This is a genomic window from Lactiplantibacillus dongliensis (assembly GCF_005405105.1).
GTDB classification, from domain to species: Bacteria; Bacillota; Bacilli; order Lactobacillales; family Lactobacillaceae; genus Lactiplantibacillus; species Lactiplantibacillus dongliensis.
Map to the genome: position 1 here is coordinate 37,600 of NZ_BJDK01000001.1, position 15,835 is coordinate 53,434.

A 15,835-nucleotide genomic window follows, 5' to 3' on the forward strand; every position below is an offset into this window, starting at 1 on the left:
CAACCAACCGGCAGGCGACAATTTCAACTAGCACCAAGCGTAATTTGACTTATAAATATTGAGATTAAAAAAAGGTTATCTGAAATTCTAAAATTTCAGATAACCTTCTTTTTTAATTTACTTCAGTAAATACTTCGCATCGAAGTCATGATCGTATGATGATAAGATCTTTGGCCCATCATCGGTAACGACTAAGGTGTGTTCGTATTGGCAACTGAGACTGCCGTCTAATGTGCGCACAGTCCAGCCATCGTCAGCGGTTTCGCCAGAGCGCCAGTCGCCAATGTTGACCATTGGTTCGATGGTAATGGTCATCCCAGCCTTTAAGCGAGTCCCATGACCAGCTTCACCGTAATGTGGGACGTCAGGTTTTTCGTGCATCGTCGGTCCAATCCCATGACCGATGTATTCGCGAACCACGCCGTAACCCATTTCGTTTTCGGCGTAATTTTGAATAGCCCAGCCAATGTCACCGATACGGTTGCCGACAACGGCTTGGTCGATCCCTAGATATAAGGCCTTTAACGTAACGTCCATTAATTTTTGGACTTCTGGAGTCGTGGTTCCAGCAACGAAAGCGTGGCAAGAATCACTCAAGTAGCCATGGTAGTTGATGACCGTGTCGACTTTTAATAAGTCGCCGTCTTTAACTAAGATATCTTTGCTTGGGCAGCCGTGACAAATCATGTCATTAACGCTGACACAAGTTGAGTATTTGTAGCCTTCGAAGTTCAATTCGCCAGGCGTGGCATCATGCGCTGTAATGTATTCATAGGCGAAGTGATCCACGTCCCAAGTGGTAATCCCGGGCTTGATATAATCTGATAAAGCATGGAACAAGCCGACCATAATGTCGCCGGCTGCTTGCATGCCCTTAATCTCACGATCTGATTTAAGAGTTATCATGTTTCCTCCAACAAAATTTAAATATTGTAAGTAAAAAAGTTTCCGTATCTAGTATACTCCAGCTGGTTGCTACCGACAAAGGGCATTGTTTTGTCGGGCTGTTATGATTAACAATTTAAATGCTCAAAGCTGATATAAAAAAATAATAAAAAATCGCCAACCGAAAAATACCGGTCTGGCGGTTAAGTAAGCGGATTGATTGTGAACAACTTGTTTAATAATTCAAAATTAGCCCTTTTCATCGCCAAAGATAATGATACAATATATAGTGTTGCTTCGAACGGAGATACCACATATGGTGTTATCTAATGATTAGTTGGCCAACTAAGCACGACGCACGGCATAAATTGATTGACGGAAAGAGGAATTTGATTTTGAGTAATTATTTTAAATTTTTAGCGCACCAACTAAAAGGTTGGCCACAACAGAACTATTATTTATTCTACTTTAGCTTGGGTTGCCAAGTAATGACCTTGGTCAGTGCCCCAATTACACTGTTGTCTATCTTAACATTTATTGGGACCACTTTGGGTGTTTTATGTGTCTTAGCGATCAATGCCGCTAAATCAGTTAATGGCTTGTTAGGCGTTATTTCAGCCTTTTGCTTTATTATCGTTGGCTTTTCAGCTAAAAACTATCTAAGTATTGGGGAACAATTGGCATACGTCGTTACCTTGGATATTCCGGTTTTATTGAGTGCCAGTTGGAACGTCAACATGGTCTCAAAGATTCGGAAGTTCACTGGCAGCACTTGGGTGATTGCGATTGTTGCCACGATTGTTGTGTATGGGATTTCTGGTTACTTAATCGGGACCTTTACTGATGATCCGCGGCCATGGGTTGATGCGATTAGCTTTGCTATCTGCTTAACGGCCGGTGTGATCTGCTTCTTGCGTTATAACAACCAATACTTCTGGTGGATTGCCTCTGGCTTGGCTCAGATGGTCTTATGGTTTATTTCTTTCCGTCAAGGTTCAGCGACATTGGCGATGTTCATCAACAGTTCCGTTTACTTGATCAACGATATCTTGGCTTTCACGGTATCACCTTGGTATAACAAACGTGAACGAGCTCGCTTGATGGCTGAAGAACAGGCCGCAATGGATGCTGAAAAAGATGATCAGCATGCCTTTGGACTGAATCACTAATTTAAAAAATAATCATCGGAATTTTGCTTTCCGGCAGTGGCGTCGCATCGATAATGATGCGGCGTTTTTTGTGCAAAAAAAGAGTTTGGATCATGATCCAAACTCAGTGAACTTTATGACCCAACAGCTTGTAGCCGAGCCTGCTGTCGGATGGCTTCCACATAAACGCGAACAAAACTGGTTCCGTAAGTAGCGGCTAATTGGGCCTCTAAATGTGGGGTTGGTGGTAGAACTTGTAAAAGCGGCCGAATCCATTGATTGGTCGGCAATAGCCGTAATAATTGATGACTCGTGAATTGTGAAAATAATAAGTTGCGACCGAAGTAACGGCCAAGTCGCGCCTGAAATTGGGCTTGTTTTACCGGTACCAACTGTAGACTGCTGTTATTCATATTACCAAGCAATAACTTAGCGCTAGGAAAGTCGGCTTGGAGGTCAAGCTGCTGATTCTTATAGGCCTTGGCGATTACTGGTGAAAGCTGGACGAGCCAGATCAACTGGTGCTGCTCTAAATGCAACAGTAGTCTTAGGGTGATAATATCGGTCATCGTTAGCTGGTAACTGTATGCCTGCAAGGTTTTAGTAGTTAACCGCGCCCGTAGTTGTTGTTGGACTGCGTCAAAATTACCAGCTTGCCAAGTTAGGGTCAATTGATCGTGATTAGCCAGCCAAAGGGTATGATCAGCAATTCGCAACGTTAAGAAACGGGGGATCGCCTGATGGGGCTGATCCAGCATTAACAGCCAGTAGGAGCTGGCACTGGACCGGGCGAAGTTGCGCGCTAAGACATGGACATTAGTCGGCAACGCCGTTTGCACGGCCAATTGCAGTTGCCGGCGATGGTCGGCTGTATTTACAAATTGATTTGGATTATGGGTGGTGCGCCGATTCGCCATCACCATCACTTCCTCTGTATAAACTACCTTGAGTATAAGCCAAAATTAGCGACGCAACACAGATTAAGTTCAATTTGTTAACTAATTCGCTTCGGAACGGATATTAACTGTGGTCTGAGCATAGCGTTACAATAAAAGGTGAAGTTTGTTAACAAATGGGAGGTCACAAGATGGATTTATGGACACTGTCAGCGACGCAGCCGACACGTGAATTGGCATCACGATTAACCGTCAGTAATGGTTTAATTGGGGTTAAAGATTTGACTGAAATTCCGCAACTCCAAGCTGGTCCAGTGACGGATACGGTGGCGTATGTGAATGGCTTTTATGATTATGAACCGATCCAGTACGGTGAGGCTCAATTTGGGTTTCCACAACGCAACCAGACGATGATTCCGTTACCCGCACCGACCCAATTACAACTCTGGTTAGATGATATGGCCGTGGATTTAATTCAAGGCCAAGTTATTGACCAGCATTATGCCTTAGATATGCGGACCGGGCAATTCACCCATACGTTAATTTGGGAAGCCACGGCGACTGGTCAGCAGCTAAAGATTAAGATTGACCGGTTGACCAGCTTACACACGGCCGCACTGATGGGGCAACAGTTGACGGTTGAGGCACTAAATTTTAAGACCGGTAAGTTACGGGTGGTCGCGGGGTTGCATGCGACGGCGACCGCTAAAAGTACGGCCTTTGATCCACGGTTGGCGCATTATGACCCACATGATATTTTAGATCAGCAGGACGTCTCACAACCAACGCCCGATATTCGGGGCTTAACGTTAAATGCCTTGCATAGTGACCAGCAATTAAGTCTCTTTGTCCACTATGATCAGCCAGGCCAATGGGTTGATGATGGTAATTGGACCGGTGAATTTACCTTTGACCAAGGTCAGGTTGAGCTGACGAAGACGGTGTGGTTTGCTTTAGGGACGGCCACGTTACCGGAAGCAGCCACGGCGGGGTTAACGACTAGCTTTGCGACATTGGCTGAAACCCAAACGACAGATTTGCAACAGTTCTGGGCGACGAGTGATATTAAGATTAGTGGGGATGAGGTCTCACAATTAGGGATTCGCTTCTCACAATTTGGCTTACTCCAAGCCCTTGGTGGTCATCAAGGTAGCCACGGCATTGCAGCGAAAGGCTTAACTGGTAGTGGCTACAATGGACATTACTTCTGGGACACTGAAATCTATGAAGCCCCGTTCTTTTACTGGAATCATCCCGATTTAGCGCGACGCTTATTGTTAGTTCGGTATCACCAGTTACCACATGCCAAAACCTATGCGCAGTCGCTAGGACTAGCGGGCGCGCTATTCCCATGGCGGACGATTAACGGGGAAGAGTCTTCGGCTTACTTTCCAGCGAGCACCGCGGCGATTCATATCGATGCCGATGTCGCTTACTTAGTGATTCGGTATTTCCAGATTACCCACGATGCGGCCTTTATGCGGGATTATGGCTTGGAAATCCTGATTGAAACCAGTCGCTTTTATTTAGATTATGGGAATTTCGATGCGCAAAAGGGCTTTGTTTTGAACACAGTTACTGGTCCAGACGAATATACCGCTTTAGTCAATAATAATGCCTATACCAATTATTTAGTGCAATTTGAATTACGCTACTTAACCGATCATTATGATCAACGCACTGTGGGGCATTTTAAGGTCTCTAACCAAGAATGGGCCCGCTTTAAAAAAGCGGCTGACGAGATGTACTTTGAAACGCAAGGTGACCTAATTGCCCAAGATGACAGCTTCCTATCGAAGAAACGGCTAGACTTAAGTCGGATTCCACGGGATCAATTTCCATTATTGACCCACTACCATCCGTTAGTCTTATATCGGCTACAAGTTTTGAAACAGGCGGATTTAATCTTAGCGATGGTCTTGTTACCGGAACAATTCACTGATCAACAAGTCCAGACCAATTATGATTATTACGAACCCATCACCACGCATGACTCGTCATTATCACCGGCCATTTATGCGATTGCGGCGGCACGGTTAGGCAAGTATGCAGGGGCGATTGATTTCTTCAAGCGGACGATTAATACGGACCTTGAAAACTTACAAGGCAATACCGCTGACGGACTGCATTTGGCTGCGATGGGCGGTAGTTGGATCACGTTTGCTTGGGGACTAATGGGGCTAGAGATCGATGATCAGCACGCCACGTTGCATCCTTACTTACCAACTGGCTGGACGCAATGCGCCTTTAAGTTGCAGTATCGCGGGACCGTTTATGCCATCACTGTCACACCTGCCGATTTAACTGTGACTGGCGCAGTCGGCGATGAAGTGACGATTGATCAAGCGAGTCGGACCATTCAGATTCAGGCGACTAAGCAATTTTAGTAAGATTTATTGATTAGCAGGCTCGTGGTGGAGCAGCTCTACAGGTCACTACGATTATTTTTAAGGTCAGCTATTGGTTAATAATACTGTATTGGATTACGTCTGATGCTAGGTGAAATTATGGCCTACCACTTAGTTTCTGAAAGGCTGAAACGCCATGGCTGAGCATTTTAAGAAATGAGTTTAAATTGTTGAGTGAAAATAACCAAGCGTTAATTTAACGGCGGGCGGTCCAGAATTGGCTCAGTGGTGTCGTTTATCTTAGTCGGTGATTTTCCGACTTAGATAAAGCCCGGCTTTCGAGACCGCACTGTGGCTCGAAAACGCGGCCACCGCGTTCCAGCCAATTCTGGGCCAACCAGAGTGACAAGTTGAAGTTGACAAAGTTCTCACTAAAGTTTAATCTAAACAGCAATTAAAAAAGTTCGTCCAAAAACCGATGAGATGGAGATCAAGATGACCGGGCCCGCCCAGAGAGTGACTATTGCTGTGAATGTCGCCGAATGCCAGTCATTAAATGGACCATTGAGGGTTCCCGCGAAATAAGAGTACCGGGAAACGTTAGGCAGACGTTACTGCCAGCAAGGTGTTAGCCTTGTTTAGAGGGAACGGGTTAGTCCGACTAACGCGTTAATTAAGGTGGTACCGCGGAGTGAATCCGTCCTTAAACGTTGCAAAACGTTTTTGGGCGGATTTTTTAGTTTGGAGGAATTGGTGTATGTTAACTTGTCGATGGTCACGCTTGAAAGCTGCTGGTTACTGAAGCCTTTCAAGGAGATTTAAAATGAATCTAAAAACGCTACAACAACTAAGTCAAACTTACCCCATGGTGCCCGTCACCTTACAATATCAGGTCGATCAATTTGATCCAGTAGCCGTGACCGCGGCACTGCAAACGCCTACGCAACCGTGCTTTCTATTGACCGGTCAACCGAAACCTGATGAAGCTGGCTATAGTTTTATCGGTGTGCGCCCGCAACAAACCTTGATGTATCGCAATGGTCAGCTAACGGTGACGACGGCTGACAAAATAACGCGGACTAAAACAGCATTAAAACCAGTTCTGCAGCACTTAATGACCGTTAATCAAACGCCTAAGATTCCTGGTTTACCGCCGTTTACGGGTGGCTTGGCAGGTTACTTTAGTTATGATTATGCGCGTTATGCCAATCCCACCTTACCGCAACAACCGGCTGACCCAGATCAGCTGAATGACGCTGATCTATTAGTGGTGGACCGGGTGATTGGCTATAATCATCAGACGCATCAGGTGACCTTGTCGCAGTTAGTGCCCACGTCGACGCTAACGGCGTGTTATGCCACGGTAATGGCAGATTTGCAGACCCTCAAACAGCGACTTGCCACTTGTCTGGAACCAATGCTGCCGCCGTTGCGGTTACTGACACCGTTGACGCTAGCCTTTGATTTGCCGACGTTTACAGCCAAGGTTGCCCAAACCAAGCAGCATATTCGCCAGGGCGACATTTTCCAGTTGATTTTATCGAACCCGCAACGGGCACAGATGACGGGTTCATTATTCAACTTAACCCGAACCTTATTTCCAACTAGTCCGGCGCCGTATCAGTTTTACTTTCGGCACGGTGATTTCGAGACAGTTGGGGCTTCACCGGAGACGCTGATTAAAAAACAAGGGGATAACCTCGTGACTTATCCGTTAGCCGGCACGCGGCGACGAGGAAAAACAGCGGTTGAAGATGCGGCGTTCGCGCATGAATTAACTACTAGTCCCAAAGAATTAGCTGAACATAATATGCTGATTGACTTGGGTCGCAATGACTTAGGCCGGGTCAGTCAGTTTGGTAGTGTGCAAGTGACCCGGACGCGGCAACTGCTGAAGTTTAGCCAAGTGATGCATTTAGGGTCAACGGTTGAAAGTCGGGTAGCAGCGGGAACGTCTCCGATTGATATCATCGAGTCGCTAATGCCAGCGGGAACGCTATCGGGCGCGCCTAAAGTTCGGGCGATGCAACTGATTAGTGAGCTTGAACAGCGCAAACGCGGCATTTATGGCGGTTGCTTAGGTTACTTGGATTTCAATGGCGATTTGGATTTCTGTATTGGGATTCGGTTGGCGTATCGGCAAGGCGCCCAGTTGGTCGTTCATGCTGGTGCGGGAATTGTTGCGGATAGCTGTGCACAGCAGGAGTTTCAGGAATTTAATAATAAAGCGCGTGCCGTGGTGCAAGCGTTAAAGGCGGTGGCGCAATGATTTACTTGATCGATAATTATGACAGCTTCACGTATAACTTGTACCAACTAGTTGGTACTTTAACGGCCGAACCAATTACGGTAATCAAAAACGATGCGTTAACACCGGCCGAACTGATCGCGCGTCATCCCAGTAAACTCATTTTTTCGCCCGGTCCAGGACGACCAGAACAGGCGGGGGCAATGATGGCTCAGCTACACGCGTTGATTGGCCGGGTCCCCATTCTAGGGGTGTGTCTAGGCCATCAAGCACTAGCGTTAGCGTATGGCGGTCAAGTCGGTCCAGCACTTGAGTTGATGCATGGTCGTCCCAGTTCGATTACAGTTAATCAAGCTGGGCGGTTGTTTGCCGGGTGTCCGTCAACTTTTACCGGGGCGCGTTATCATTCGCTGGCCATTACCCAGTGCCCGGCTGCTTTACAAGTAACGGCGACCGCTGAAGATGGCACAATTATGGCGGTAGCGGATGAAGCTCGGGCCGTTTATGGCGTACAGTTTCATCCGGAATCAATTATGACTGAGCCAACGGTGGGTGCTCAAATTATTCGTAACTTTCTGTCAATTTAGTGAGTAAAGTTAAAATTAAATGAAAATAAAGCTTGACTTTCATCAAAAACAGCCTTATTCTCAATAACAACCAAATAAGTTCGTCCATAAACCGATGAGATGGAGATCAAGATAATTGTGCACGTAAAGAGAGCGGCCGCTGCTGAGAGTGCCGTCGAACGCAGATTATTAAATGGACCATCGAGGGTTCCCGCGAAACTGTAGTACCGGGAAACGTTAGGCATACGTCAGTTGTCGGCAGGGTGTTAGCCCTGTGCTAAGCGTAATTAATTGGGGGACTGTCAGCGCAGTCGTCGATTAATTAAATTAAGGTGGCACCGCGGAATAATCCGTCCTTAAACGTAGTTAACTGCGTTTATGGGCGGATTTTTTGGATTCTAAGGAGGTCATCAAGATGCAACTAAACCCTGGTAAACGATGGTATCACCCAATTTAATGGCTCGTTACTTAGCATTTAAAATTGGAGGAATACCCATGATTGAAACTGCGATTCAAACCTTAACTGAAAACCAAGACTTAACTTATGACCAGAGCCACGCCGTGATTGATGAGATTATGAGCGGCCACACGACTGATATTCAAATTGCCAGCTTTTTAACTGGTCTAGCAGTCAAAACGGCGACCGTACCAGAAATTGCGGGGGCGGCCGCTGCGATGCGGGCTCATGCGTTGGCGTTTCCAACCGATGAAGCCGTCTTAGAGATTGTCGGCACAGGCGGTGATCATTCGAATTCATTTAATATTTCTACCACGACCGCCTTAGTCGTTTCGGCGACTGGGATTCCGGTGGCCAAGCATGGTAATCGCGCGGCTTCATCGAAGAGTGGCGCGGCCGATGTGTTAGAAGCACTGGGCGTCAACATTACCGTTGATCCACAACAGAGTGCCACGATTCTGCGACAGATTGGGTTATGTTTCTTATTCGCGCAAGAATACCATCAAGCGATGAAGTACGTGGCGCCAGTCCGTCAGGCGTTAGGCATTCGGACCTTGTTCAACATTCTTGGGCCGTTAGCTAATCCGGCGCATGCCACGGCGCAAGTCTTGGGAGTCTACGATGATGCCTTAGTCGTCCCGATGGCGAAAGTCTTGCAGCAGTTGGGGCTAAAGCATGCGATGGTCGTGCATGGTCAAGATGGATTTGATGAAGTGTCCTTATCCGCACCAACCACGGTGGCTGAGATTAACGGTGACCGTTTAACTACGACCACGTTAACCCCAGAACAATTTGGACTACAACGTTGTGATAAAGCGGCAATTATTGGGGGTTCACCGGCTGACAATGCGGCGATTACGCGCGCTATTTTGAATGGCCAACCGGGTCCACAACGAGATGTGGTCGTGTTCAACGCGGGTTGTGCCATTCACACTGCCCGGCCCGAATTGAGTATCCAGGCGGGAATCAACTTGGCGCAGGCCGCCATTGATGACGGGGCAGCGTTACAACAATTAACACAGCTCATTGCCTTAACGAAAGCGGGGCAGGCTGCATGATTTTAGACACGCTGGTCCAGCATACCCAACGCCGACTAGCGGCGCAGCCTATTCCTACGGCGACCTTGCGACAGCAAGCCCTGGCAAGACCTAAAGGTAATGTTGATGCCGTCTTGAATCGGTTTCGACAACCCGGCTTACAAGTGATTGGCGAAGTCAAACAAGCGTCGCCATCGAAAGGCCAGATTGTAACCGACTTTCCTTATCTGCAAATTGCACAGGCCTATGCCGCCGCCGGGATTGATGCGATTTCGGTTTTGACCGAACCGGATTATTTTCACGGTGACTTGGCTTACCTGCAGACGATTGCTAATAACGTTGATGTTCCAGTCTTACGAAAAGACTTTACGTTAGCGCCAAGCATGTTGTACCAAGCAAAGTTAGCTGGCGCCGACATGGTCTTACTAATTGTTGCCATCTTAACGGATGCACAATTGCGTGAGTTGCAGGTATTGGCTGATGACTTAGGCTTAGCAGCCATTGTAGAAGTGCATAATCGGGCGGAATTAACCCGCGGTTTGGCAGCTGGCGCGCGGCTGATTGGGATCAATAATCGCGATCTAACGAATTTCAAAGTTGACCTGAATCGCAGTATCAGCTTACGGCCGTTGGTACCAGCGGGGATCCCCGTGATTGCTGAAAGCGGGATTCAGACTGCCGCGGATATGGCGCGCTTACGGGCGGCCAAGCTTGATGGTGTCTTGATTGGCGAGACCTTAATGCGTGCACCGGATAAGGCGGCTAAGTTAGCTGAATTAAAAGGAAGTGCCACTAATGACCAAAATTAAAATCTGCGGGTTAATGACGACCGCTGATATTGCGGCTGTTAATCACGTCAAACCCGATTATGCCGGCTTTGTATTTGCCGCTGGTCGCCATCAACTGACCTTGGTTCAAGCCTTAAACTTGCGGCAACACTTGGATTCAGCGATTCCTAGTGTGGGGGTCTTTGTCGATGCTCCGTTGGCGACGATGTTGACTGCGGTGCAACAAGGGGCGATTAGTATCGTGCAATGTCACGGCCATGAGTCAGCAGCAACCATCCGTGCCTTACAACACGCCGGTGTGCCAGTCATTCAAGCGTTTCGACTACCGGAACAACCGTATCACCCAACGCCAGCGGATTACGTCATGCTGGACAGTCGGGTCGGGAGTGCGCACCCACTAACGCCCGCCCAGCTGGACCAACCGCTTAGGCAGCCGTTATTCCTAGCCGGCGCGCTGACTCCAGAAAATGTCACGGCAGTATTAAAGGCTAGTCGGCCAGCGGTCATTGATGTCTCGCGTGGCGTAGAAACGGCTGGCCACAAAGATCCACAAAAAATTGCTCAGATGGTCGCTAACGTCCATCAATTCAACTGAAATGGAGTACTTAAAATGTCAGAAAAACTAAAAACAGCGTCAACACCTGATGACCGCTATTATGGTCAGTTCGGTGGTCAATTCATTCCAGAAACCTTAATGACGGAGTTACAAGCCGTAGCTCAAGCCTATCATCGGTATCGGCAAGATCCAGATTTCTTGCACGACTTGCACACATTACTACGTGACTATGCTAATCGGCCGTCTTTACTCTACTATGCCGAGCGGATGACCAAAGATTTGGGTGGCGCCAAGATTTATTTGAAGCGCGAAGATTTAAATCATACTGGTGCCCACAAGATTAATAATGTGATTGGCCAAGCCTTGATCGCTAAACGGATGGGGAAGACGCGGCTGATTGCGGAGACCGGAGCCGGCCAGCATGGCGTTGCAACTGCCACCATTGCCGCCTTGTTCGGAATGGACTGTGAAATCTATATGGGCAAGCTAGATACGGATCGGCAGCGGTTGAATGTGTATCGAATGGAACTGCTTGGCGCTAAAGTGCATCCAGTAACGACGGGGTCGATGGTTCTCAAAGACGCGGTTAATGCGGCACTACAAGCTTGGACGCAGCGGGTTGACGATACCTTTTATGTGATGGGCTCAGCGGTAGGTCCCTATCCGTTTCCTCAGATGGTGCATGATTTTCAAAGTGTGATCAGTCGGGAATCTAAAGCGCAGCTGCAAGCTGTCGAACATCGGTTACCAGATATGGTCGTGGCGTGTGTTGGCGGTGGCAGTAACGCTATTGGGAGTTTTGCCCAATATATTGACGATTCTAGTGTGCAGTTGATTGGTTGTGAAGCGGCGGGTAAAGGTGCCAATACCGGGCAAACCGCAGCCACGATTGAAAAGGGAACTCCGGGGATCTTCCACGGCATGAAGTCCTTATTCCTGCAAAATGATGATGGTCAGATTGATCAAGTCTATTCGATCTCGGCCGGCCTGGATTATCCTGGGGTTGGTCCGGAACATGCCCAATTAGCAGCATTGAAACGCGCAACCTATGTCGGTATTACGGACGAAGAAGCCGTGCAAGCTTTTGAATATATTGCGAAGACGGAGGGGATTGTTGCGGCGATTGAAAGTTGTCACGCCTTGGCATATGTGATGAAAGTGGCCCCAACGATGCGGCCAGATCAAACAATCATTTGTACGTTGTCGGGTCGTGGTGATAAAGATGTTGCGGCAATTGCACGTTATCGGGGGAATGATTTACATGACTAATTTAAAACAAGTTTTTGACCAACAAAAAGTTTTCATGCCCTTTATTGTGGCCGATGATCCAGACGTTGAGACTACAGTAAAAAGCATCGTGACGCTCGCTGAAAATGGGGCCGATGTGGTTGAATTGGGATTGCCATTCTCTGATCCCGTCGCGGATGGGCCGGTAATTCAGGCGGCTGACTTGCGGGCGTTTAAAGCCGGGGTGAAGACGGCAACCGTCTTTGAAATCGTCGAGCAGGCTCGCGCACAAACGGCCGTGCCGATTGTCCTATTAACCTATGTCAATTTGGTTTATAAATATGGTTATGATGCCTTTTGCCAGCGTTGTCAGCAACTAGATATTAGTGGATTAGTGATCCCAGATCTACCGTTAGAAGAAAATGCAGCGCTAAAGGCGATTGCGACGAGCTATGATGTTGCATTAGTGCCACTGATTGCGCCGACTTCTGGCCAACGTATTGCTAAGATTGCGGCACAAGCAACTGGGTTTATTTATGTCGTCTCAGCGATGGGAGTCACTGGTCAACGGGAGCAATTCTCGAAGCAGTTGGCCGCGACGGTTGCCCAGATTCGGGCCGTCACCACAGTTCCGGTCGCCATTGGATTTGGTATTCATTCACCACAACAAGCTCATGAACTTGGCCAATTAGCAGATGGTATCATTATTGGCAGTGCCATCGTGAAGCTGATGGCTGCTCAACCGGCTGATTTGCAAGTCCAATTAGCCGACTATGCGCAGTCAATTAAACAAGCTTTAGGTTAAGTGGGGTTAAATACATTAAAACACGTCTCGTTTGAGGCGTGTTTTTGTGTTATTCCATAACGGAATATGAATTAGTCAAAAGTCGAGTTGTTCCTGACTTAACCGGCGTTTAAGATAGAGGTTGCAGTTAAAACTGAAATTAAGATTAAGAGGTCGATTAAATGAAACGGATTGTAGTTGGGATTACGGGGGCGTCCGGGACGATATACGCCGTCGATTTATTAGCTAAGTTAAGCCGGATGCCAGACGTGGAGACCCATCTGGTGATGAGTACTTGGGCTAAGAAAAACTTAGCCCTTGAGACTGATTATTCCTTACAACAGCTAAAAGACTTAGCAGACTATACGTACAATATCAATGATCAGGGCGCTAAGATTGCTAGTGGGTCGTTCTTAAATGATGGGATGGTCATCGTGCCCGCTAGCATGAAGACAGTGGCTGGGATTGCGTATGGCTTTGGGGACAATCTGATTGCGCGGGCCGCTGATGTCACGATTAAGGAACAACGAAAATTAGTCATTGTTCCACGTGAAACACCGTTGAGTGTGATTCATTTGAAGAATCTGACTAAGCTGGCGAAGCTCGGTGCCCAGATTATTCCGCCGATTCCGGCGTTCTATAATCACCCAACAACGATTCAAGATTTGGTCAATCATCAAACGATGAAGCTGTTAGATGCGTTTCAGATTCATAATGATAGTGATCGACGTTGGGAAGGGGACTAGTTAGATGGCAACGTTTAAGACGAGTCAAGCCGGGTATCAAATGATGGCCACAGTCCAGGTGATTGGCTTTGATCTGTTGATTGTGGTGACCGGTGGTAGTCATCCGCATATTGGGGATGTGACCACCCTAACCGCAACGACTGCACCACAAACAGTCAGATTTCCAAGTCATGATGGCCGTTTCCACAAAGATAACTTTATTTCGGAACGTCTAGCCCAACAACTGCAGACTTATTTACCTGGCAGTTGTACGATTACGGCTGGTATTCATGTTAATCAAATTACGAAAGCTCAGATTGCTGCGGCCGCACCAATGACGACTAATCTGGCTAATCAGATTATTGCCTGGTTGCAAGCTAATCCGATTCATGCGCAACAGCCAGAATATTACAGCAATACGCAACAACCCAAGTAAAATTAAAATGCTCGTTACTAACAGTCAGTGACTGCCGGTAACGGGCATTTTTGCTAGGATTTAAGCTGGTTCACATTATGCTTATTTTAAATACATTTTTCGTAATTTGGTAATGTCGCTGTTGGTTAAGCCAATGCCTTTATGCAAGAAGTTGTTCATTGAATCGTAGTCCTTTTTGATCAACTTGTAAGAGGTGTTGATGTAAGCCATCTTCACCGCATCCATGGCTTTTTTGCGCCTATAATCAAGTGACTTTTTCGAAACACCCTTGGCAGTTAGCGCCGCTAAGTGCTGCTTGTTGACGCTAGCACGGAATTTATTGGAAAGCATAAAGTCATGATTAATAGTCTTACGATCAACGCCTAACGCTGATAAGACAAGCACGCTACCCATACCAGCACGGTCTTTACCTGCAGAACAATGCCAGAGGACAGCTTTATTCTTGGGGTTGTGTAAGAGTTGCTCGAACAAGTTGTGATAAGCTTTGCGGGCATCTTTGGTGGTGACGAATTGGCGATAGGTGTGGGTCATAACTTGTTCGCCAGATTCTGTTTTACCAATTTTTGAGAAGTTATGCATAACCGGATCAAAGCGGTATTTAACCCCTTTGATTTTGACATCTGGCGATTTTTTAGCTTCGCCATCAGTTCGGAGATCGATATCAGTTGCGAGGTGATAGGTTTGGACTAATTTCTTAGTATCCGCTTTGGTTAACGTTCCCAGCGCGGCGGACCGCAGTAACTTGTGTTTCTTGATCGTTTTACCGTCTTTCGTTCGGTAACCGCCCAAGTCACGCACGTTAACTGCCCCTTGGAGCTTAATTTGTTTTACTTTTGGTTGCTTGACTGTTTTCGTCGACTTTTTAGTTGCCGCATGGGCTAATAAAGAGTTGGCGACACTGGTGCTAGGTGCTACCGCAGATAAAGCTAACATTGCCACAATAACTGATTTTCTCAATGGATTCCCCTCCAATAAAAGAATATCTTAACTATAGTCTTCGAATGTAAAGCTCATATATGGATTCGGTAAAGATTATGTAAGCAGAGTAAACTAATTAAAGAATCAGTTAATTTACTGAAGGCAACTGATACGTTTGGTGCTGGTTGGTCCAGAATCGGCTGGAACGTGGTGGCCGCGTTTGGAAGCCAAGGGGTCTTCCAATCTAAATCGGAAAATCACCGACCAAGCGTGACCGATTAGTGTATGTGTAATGCTGAAAGCAATAAAATAGTCGGAAATCCTGAAATTATCAAGGATTTCCGACTATTGTTAGTTATGCGGTAAAGCTTCTTTTTTAGCCTGTTCAACTAAAATATTATCGACGATATCTTGCATACTGGTTCGTGCTAACCGAGCTTCAGCCGCGGTCTGAGCGTCTTGATAGTATTGCTGTAAGACAGTCTGAATATTGCCACCGACGATGCATTCCGGGTTAGTTTTTGGATCAACAGCAAAGAGCGGCTTATCCCCTTCGACCGCGTAAAAAATCTGTAGTAGCGAAATTTGGGCTAACGGCTTAGCTAGTGCTGGTTGCGCTGAACCGGGGGTCGTTGTGATGAGACCAGCCTGACGGAGCTTGCCCATTAGCCGGCGGACCACAACCGGACTGGTTTCGATACTGCTGGCAATCAGGTCACTGGTCAAGTGTTGATCAGCATAGATGTTAAGAAACGCTAGTAAATGAATGGAATCACTAAAACGGGTCGACACACGCATAGACTCACTTCCTGTAAC

The 15,835-nt window shown here is 47.1% G+C and carries 15 protein-coding genes and 1 other annotated feature; of the genes, 11 read left to right on the forward strand and 4 right to left on the reverse strand.

Going from position 1 to position 15,835, the window contains the following annotated elements; genetic code table 11:
* Positions 1 to 117: 117 nt before the first annotated feature.
* Positions 118 to 906 (reverse strand): type I methionyl aminopeptidase, encoded by a 789-nt coding sequence (gene map / locus FFM80_RS00190; RefSeq protein ID WP_137638961.1) that lies wholly within the window; start codon positions 904 to 906, stop codon positions 118 to 120.
* 368 nt (positions 907 to 1,274) lie between these two features.
* Here map and pnuC point away from each other — a divergent pair, with 368 nt between their 5' ends.
* Positions 1,275 to 2,054, forward strand: coding sequence for a nicotinamide riboside transporter PnuC (gene pnuC, locus FFM80_RS00195; RefSeq protein ID WP_137639031.1), 780 nt, complete (start codon positions 1,275 to 1,277; stop codon positions 2,052 to 2,054).
* A gap of 113 nt (positions 2,055 to 2,167) precedes the next feature.
* On the opposite strand, the gene FFM80_RS00200 is transcribed toward pnuC, so the two are convergent.
* Positions 2,168 to 2,950: a hypothetical protein gene (locus FFM80_RS00200; protein WP_137638962.1), complete on the reverse strand. Its 783-nt coding sequence runs from the start codon at positions 2,948 to 2,950 to the stop codon at positions 2,168 to 2,170.
* Positions 2,951 to 3,120: 170 nt separating this feature from the next.
* Here FFM80_RS00200 and FFM80_RS00205 point away from each other — a divergent pair, with 170 nt between their 5' ends.
* From FFM80_RS00205 to lpdD, 10 genes are all read left to right on the forward strand, one after another.
* The gene (locus FFM80_RS00205; RefSeq protein WP_171000996.1) at positions 3,121 to 5,316 is read left to right on the forward strand and encodes a glycoside hydrolase family 65 protein; all 2,196 of its coding nucleotides are present in this window, start codon (positions 3,121 to 3,123) and stop codon (positions 5,314 to 5,316) included.
* A 784-nt stretch (positions 5,317 to 6,100) separates the two neighbouring features.
* Positions 6,101 to 7,546, forward strand: coding sequence for an anthranilate synthase component I family protein (locus FFM80_RS00210; RefSeq protein WP_137638964.1), 1,446 nt, complete (start codon positions 6,101 to 6,103; stop codon positions 7,544 to 7,546).
* Positions 7,543 to 8,112, forward strand: coding sequence for an anthranilate synthase component II (locus FFM80_RS00215; protein ID WP_137638965.1), 570 nt, complete (start codon positions 7,543 to 7,545; stop codon positions 8,110 to 8,112). The genes FFM80_RS00210 and FFM80_RS00215 overlap by 4 nt, the downstream gene beginning before the upstream one ends.
* Positions 8,113 to 8,197: 85 nt before the next feature.
* Positions 8,198 to 8,452 (forward strand) — a binding site (T-box leader).
* Positions 8,453 to 8,586: 134 nt separating this feature from the next.
* Entirely contained in the window at positions 8,587 to 9,606 is a 1,020-nt protein-coding gene (trpD, locus tag FFM80_RS00220) for an anthranilate phosphoribosyltransferase (protein WP_137638966.1), read from the forward strand.
* Positions 9,603 to 10,394: an indole-3-glycerol phosphate synthase TrpC gene (gene trpC / locus FFM80_RS00225; protein WP_137638967.1), complete on the forward strand. Its 792-nt coding sequence runs from the start codon at positions 9,603 to 9,605 to the stop codon at positions 10,392 to 10,394. Before trpD ends, trpC begins: the two co-directional genes overlap by 4 nt.
* Entirely contained in the window at positions 10,381 to 10,968 is a 588-nt protein-coding gene (locus FFM80_RS00230; RefSeq protein ID WP_137638968.1) for a phosphoribosylanthranilate isomerase, read from the forward strand. Before trpC ends, FFM80_RS00230 begins: the two co-directional genes overlap by 14 nt.
* 15 nt (positions 10,969 to 10,983) lie before the next feature.
* Complete coding sequence (gene trpB / locus FFM80_RS00235) at positions 10,984 to 12,198, forward strand: tryptophan synthase subunit beta (RefSeq protein WP_137638969.1); 1,215 nt, start codon at positions 10,984 to 10,986, stop codon at positions 12,196 to 12,198.
* Positions 12,191 to 12,961 carry a tryptophan synthase subunit alpha gene (gene trpA / locus FFM80_RS00240; RefSeq protein ID WP_137638970.1) on the forward strand — a complete coding sequence of 257 codons (771 nt, stop codon included), beginning with the start codon at positions 12,191 to 12,193 and terminating at the stop codon, positions 12,959 to 12,961. The genes trpB and trpA overlap by 8 nt, the downstream gene beginning before the upstream one ends.
* Positions 12,962 to 13,122: 161 nt before the next feature.
* The gene (locus FFM80_RS00245) at positions 13,123 to 13,686 is read left to right on the forward strand and encodes a UbiX family flavin prenyltransferase (RefSeq protein WP_137638971.1); all 564 of its coding nucleotides are present in this window, start codon (positions 13,123 to 13,125) and stop codon (positions 13,684 to 13,686) included.
* 4 nt (positions 13,687 to 13,690) lie between these two features.
* A complete protein-coding gene (gene lpdD, locus FFM80_RS00250) occupies positions 13,691 to 14,101 on the forward strand; it encodes a prenylated flavin chaperone LpdD (protein ID WP_137638972.1) in 411 nt (136 codons plus the stop codon).
* Between the two features lie 81 nt (positions 14,102 to 14,182).
* Here the strand turns inward: lpdD and FFM80_RS00255 are convergent, their stop codons facing one another.
* Entirely contained in the window at positions 14,183 to 15,058 is an 876-nt protein-coding gene (locus FFM80_RS00255; RefSeq protein ID WP_223877266.1) for a tyrosine-protein phosphatase, read from the reverse strand.
* Positions 15,059 to 15,370: 312 nt separating this feature from the next.
* Entirely contained in the window at positions 15,371 to 15,817 is a 447-nt protein-coding gene (locus FFM80_RS00260; protein WP_137638973.1) for an Rrf2 family transcriptional regulator, read from the reverse strand.
* Between the last annotated feature and the right edge of the window lie 18 nt (positions 15,818 to 15,835).

Excerpts from the sequence above, each read along its gene's own strand:
- FFM80_RS00205 (WP_171000996.1), top strand. The coding sequence starts at position 3,121 with ATGGATTTATGGACACTGTCAGCGACGCAGCCGACACGTGAATTGGCA.
- map (WP_137638961.1), bottom strand. The coding sequence starts at position 906 with ATGATAACTCTTAAATCAGATCGTGAGATTAAGGGCATGCAAGCAGCC.
- trpB (WP_137638969.1), top strand. The coding sequence starts at position 10,984 with ATGTCAGAAAAACTAAAAACAGCGTCAACACCTGATGACCGCTATTAT.
- trpC (WP_137638967.1), top strand. The coding sequence starts at position 9,603 with ATGATTTTAGACACGCTGGTCCAGCATACCCAACGCCGACTAGCGGCG.
- trpD (WP_137638966.1), top strand. The coding sequence starts at position 8,587 with ATGATTGAAACTGCGATTCAAACCTTAACTGAAAACCAAGACTTAACT.
- trpA (WP_137638970.1), top strand. The coding sequence starts at position 12,191 with ATGACTAATTTAAAACAAGTTTTTGACCAACAAAAAGTTTTCATGCCC.
- FFM80_RS00230 (WP_137638968.1), top strand. The coding sequence starts at position 10,381 with ATGACCAAAATTAAAATCTGCGGGTTAATGACGACCGCTGATATTGCG.
- lpdD (WP_137638972.1), top strand. The coding sequence starts at position 13,691 with ATGGCAACGTTTAAGACGAGTCAAGCCGGGTATCAAATGATGGCCACA.
- FFM80_RS00200 (WP_137638962.1), bottom strand. The coding sequence starts at position 2,950 with ATGGCGAATCGGCGCACCACCCATAATCCAAATCAATTTGTAAATACA.
- FFM80_RS00210 (WP_137638964.1), top strand. The coding sequence starts at position 6,101 with ATGAATCTAAAAACGCTACAACAACTAAGTCAAACTTACCCCATGGTG.
- FFM80_RS00245 (WP_137638971.1), top strand. The coding sequence starts at position 13,123 with ATGAAACGGATTGTAGTTGGGATTACGGGGGCGTCCGGGACGATATAC.
- FFM80_RS00215 (WP_137638965.1), top strand. The coding sequence starts at position 7,543 with ATGATTTACTTGATCGATAATTATGACAGCTTCACGTATAACTTGTAC.
- FFM80_RS00260 (WP_137638973.1), bottom strand. The coding sequence starts at position 15,817 with ATGCGTGTGTCGACCCGTTTTAGTGATTCCATTCATTTACTAGCGTTT.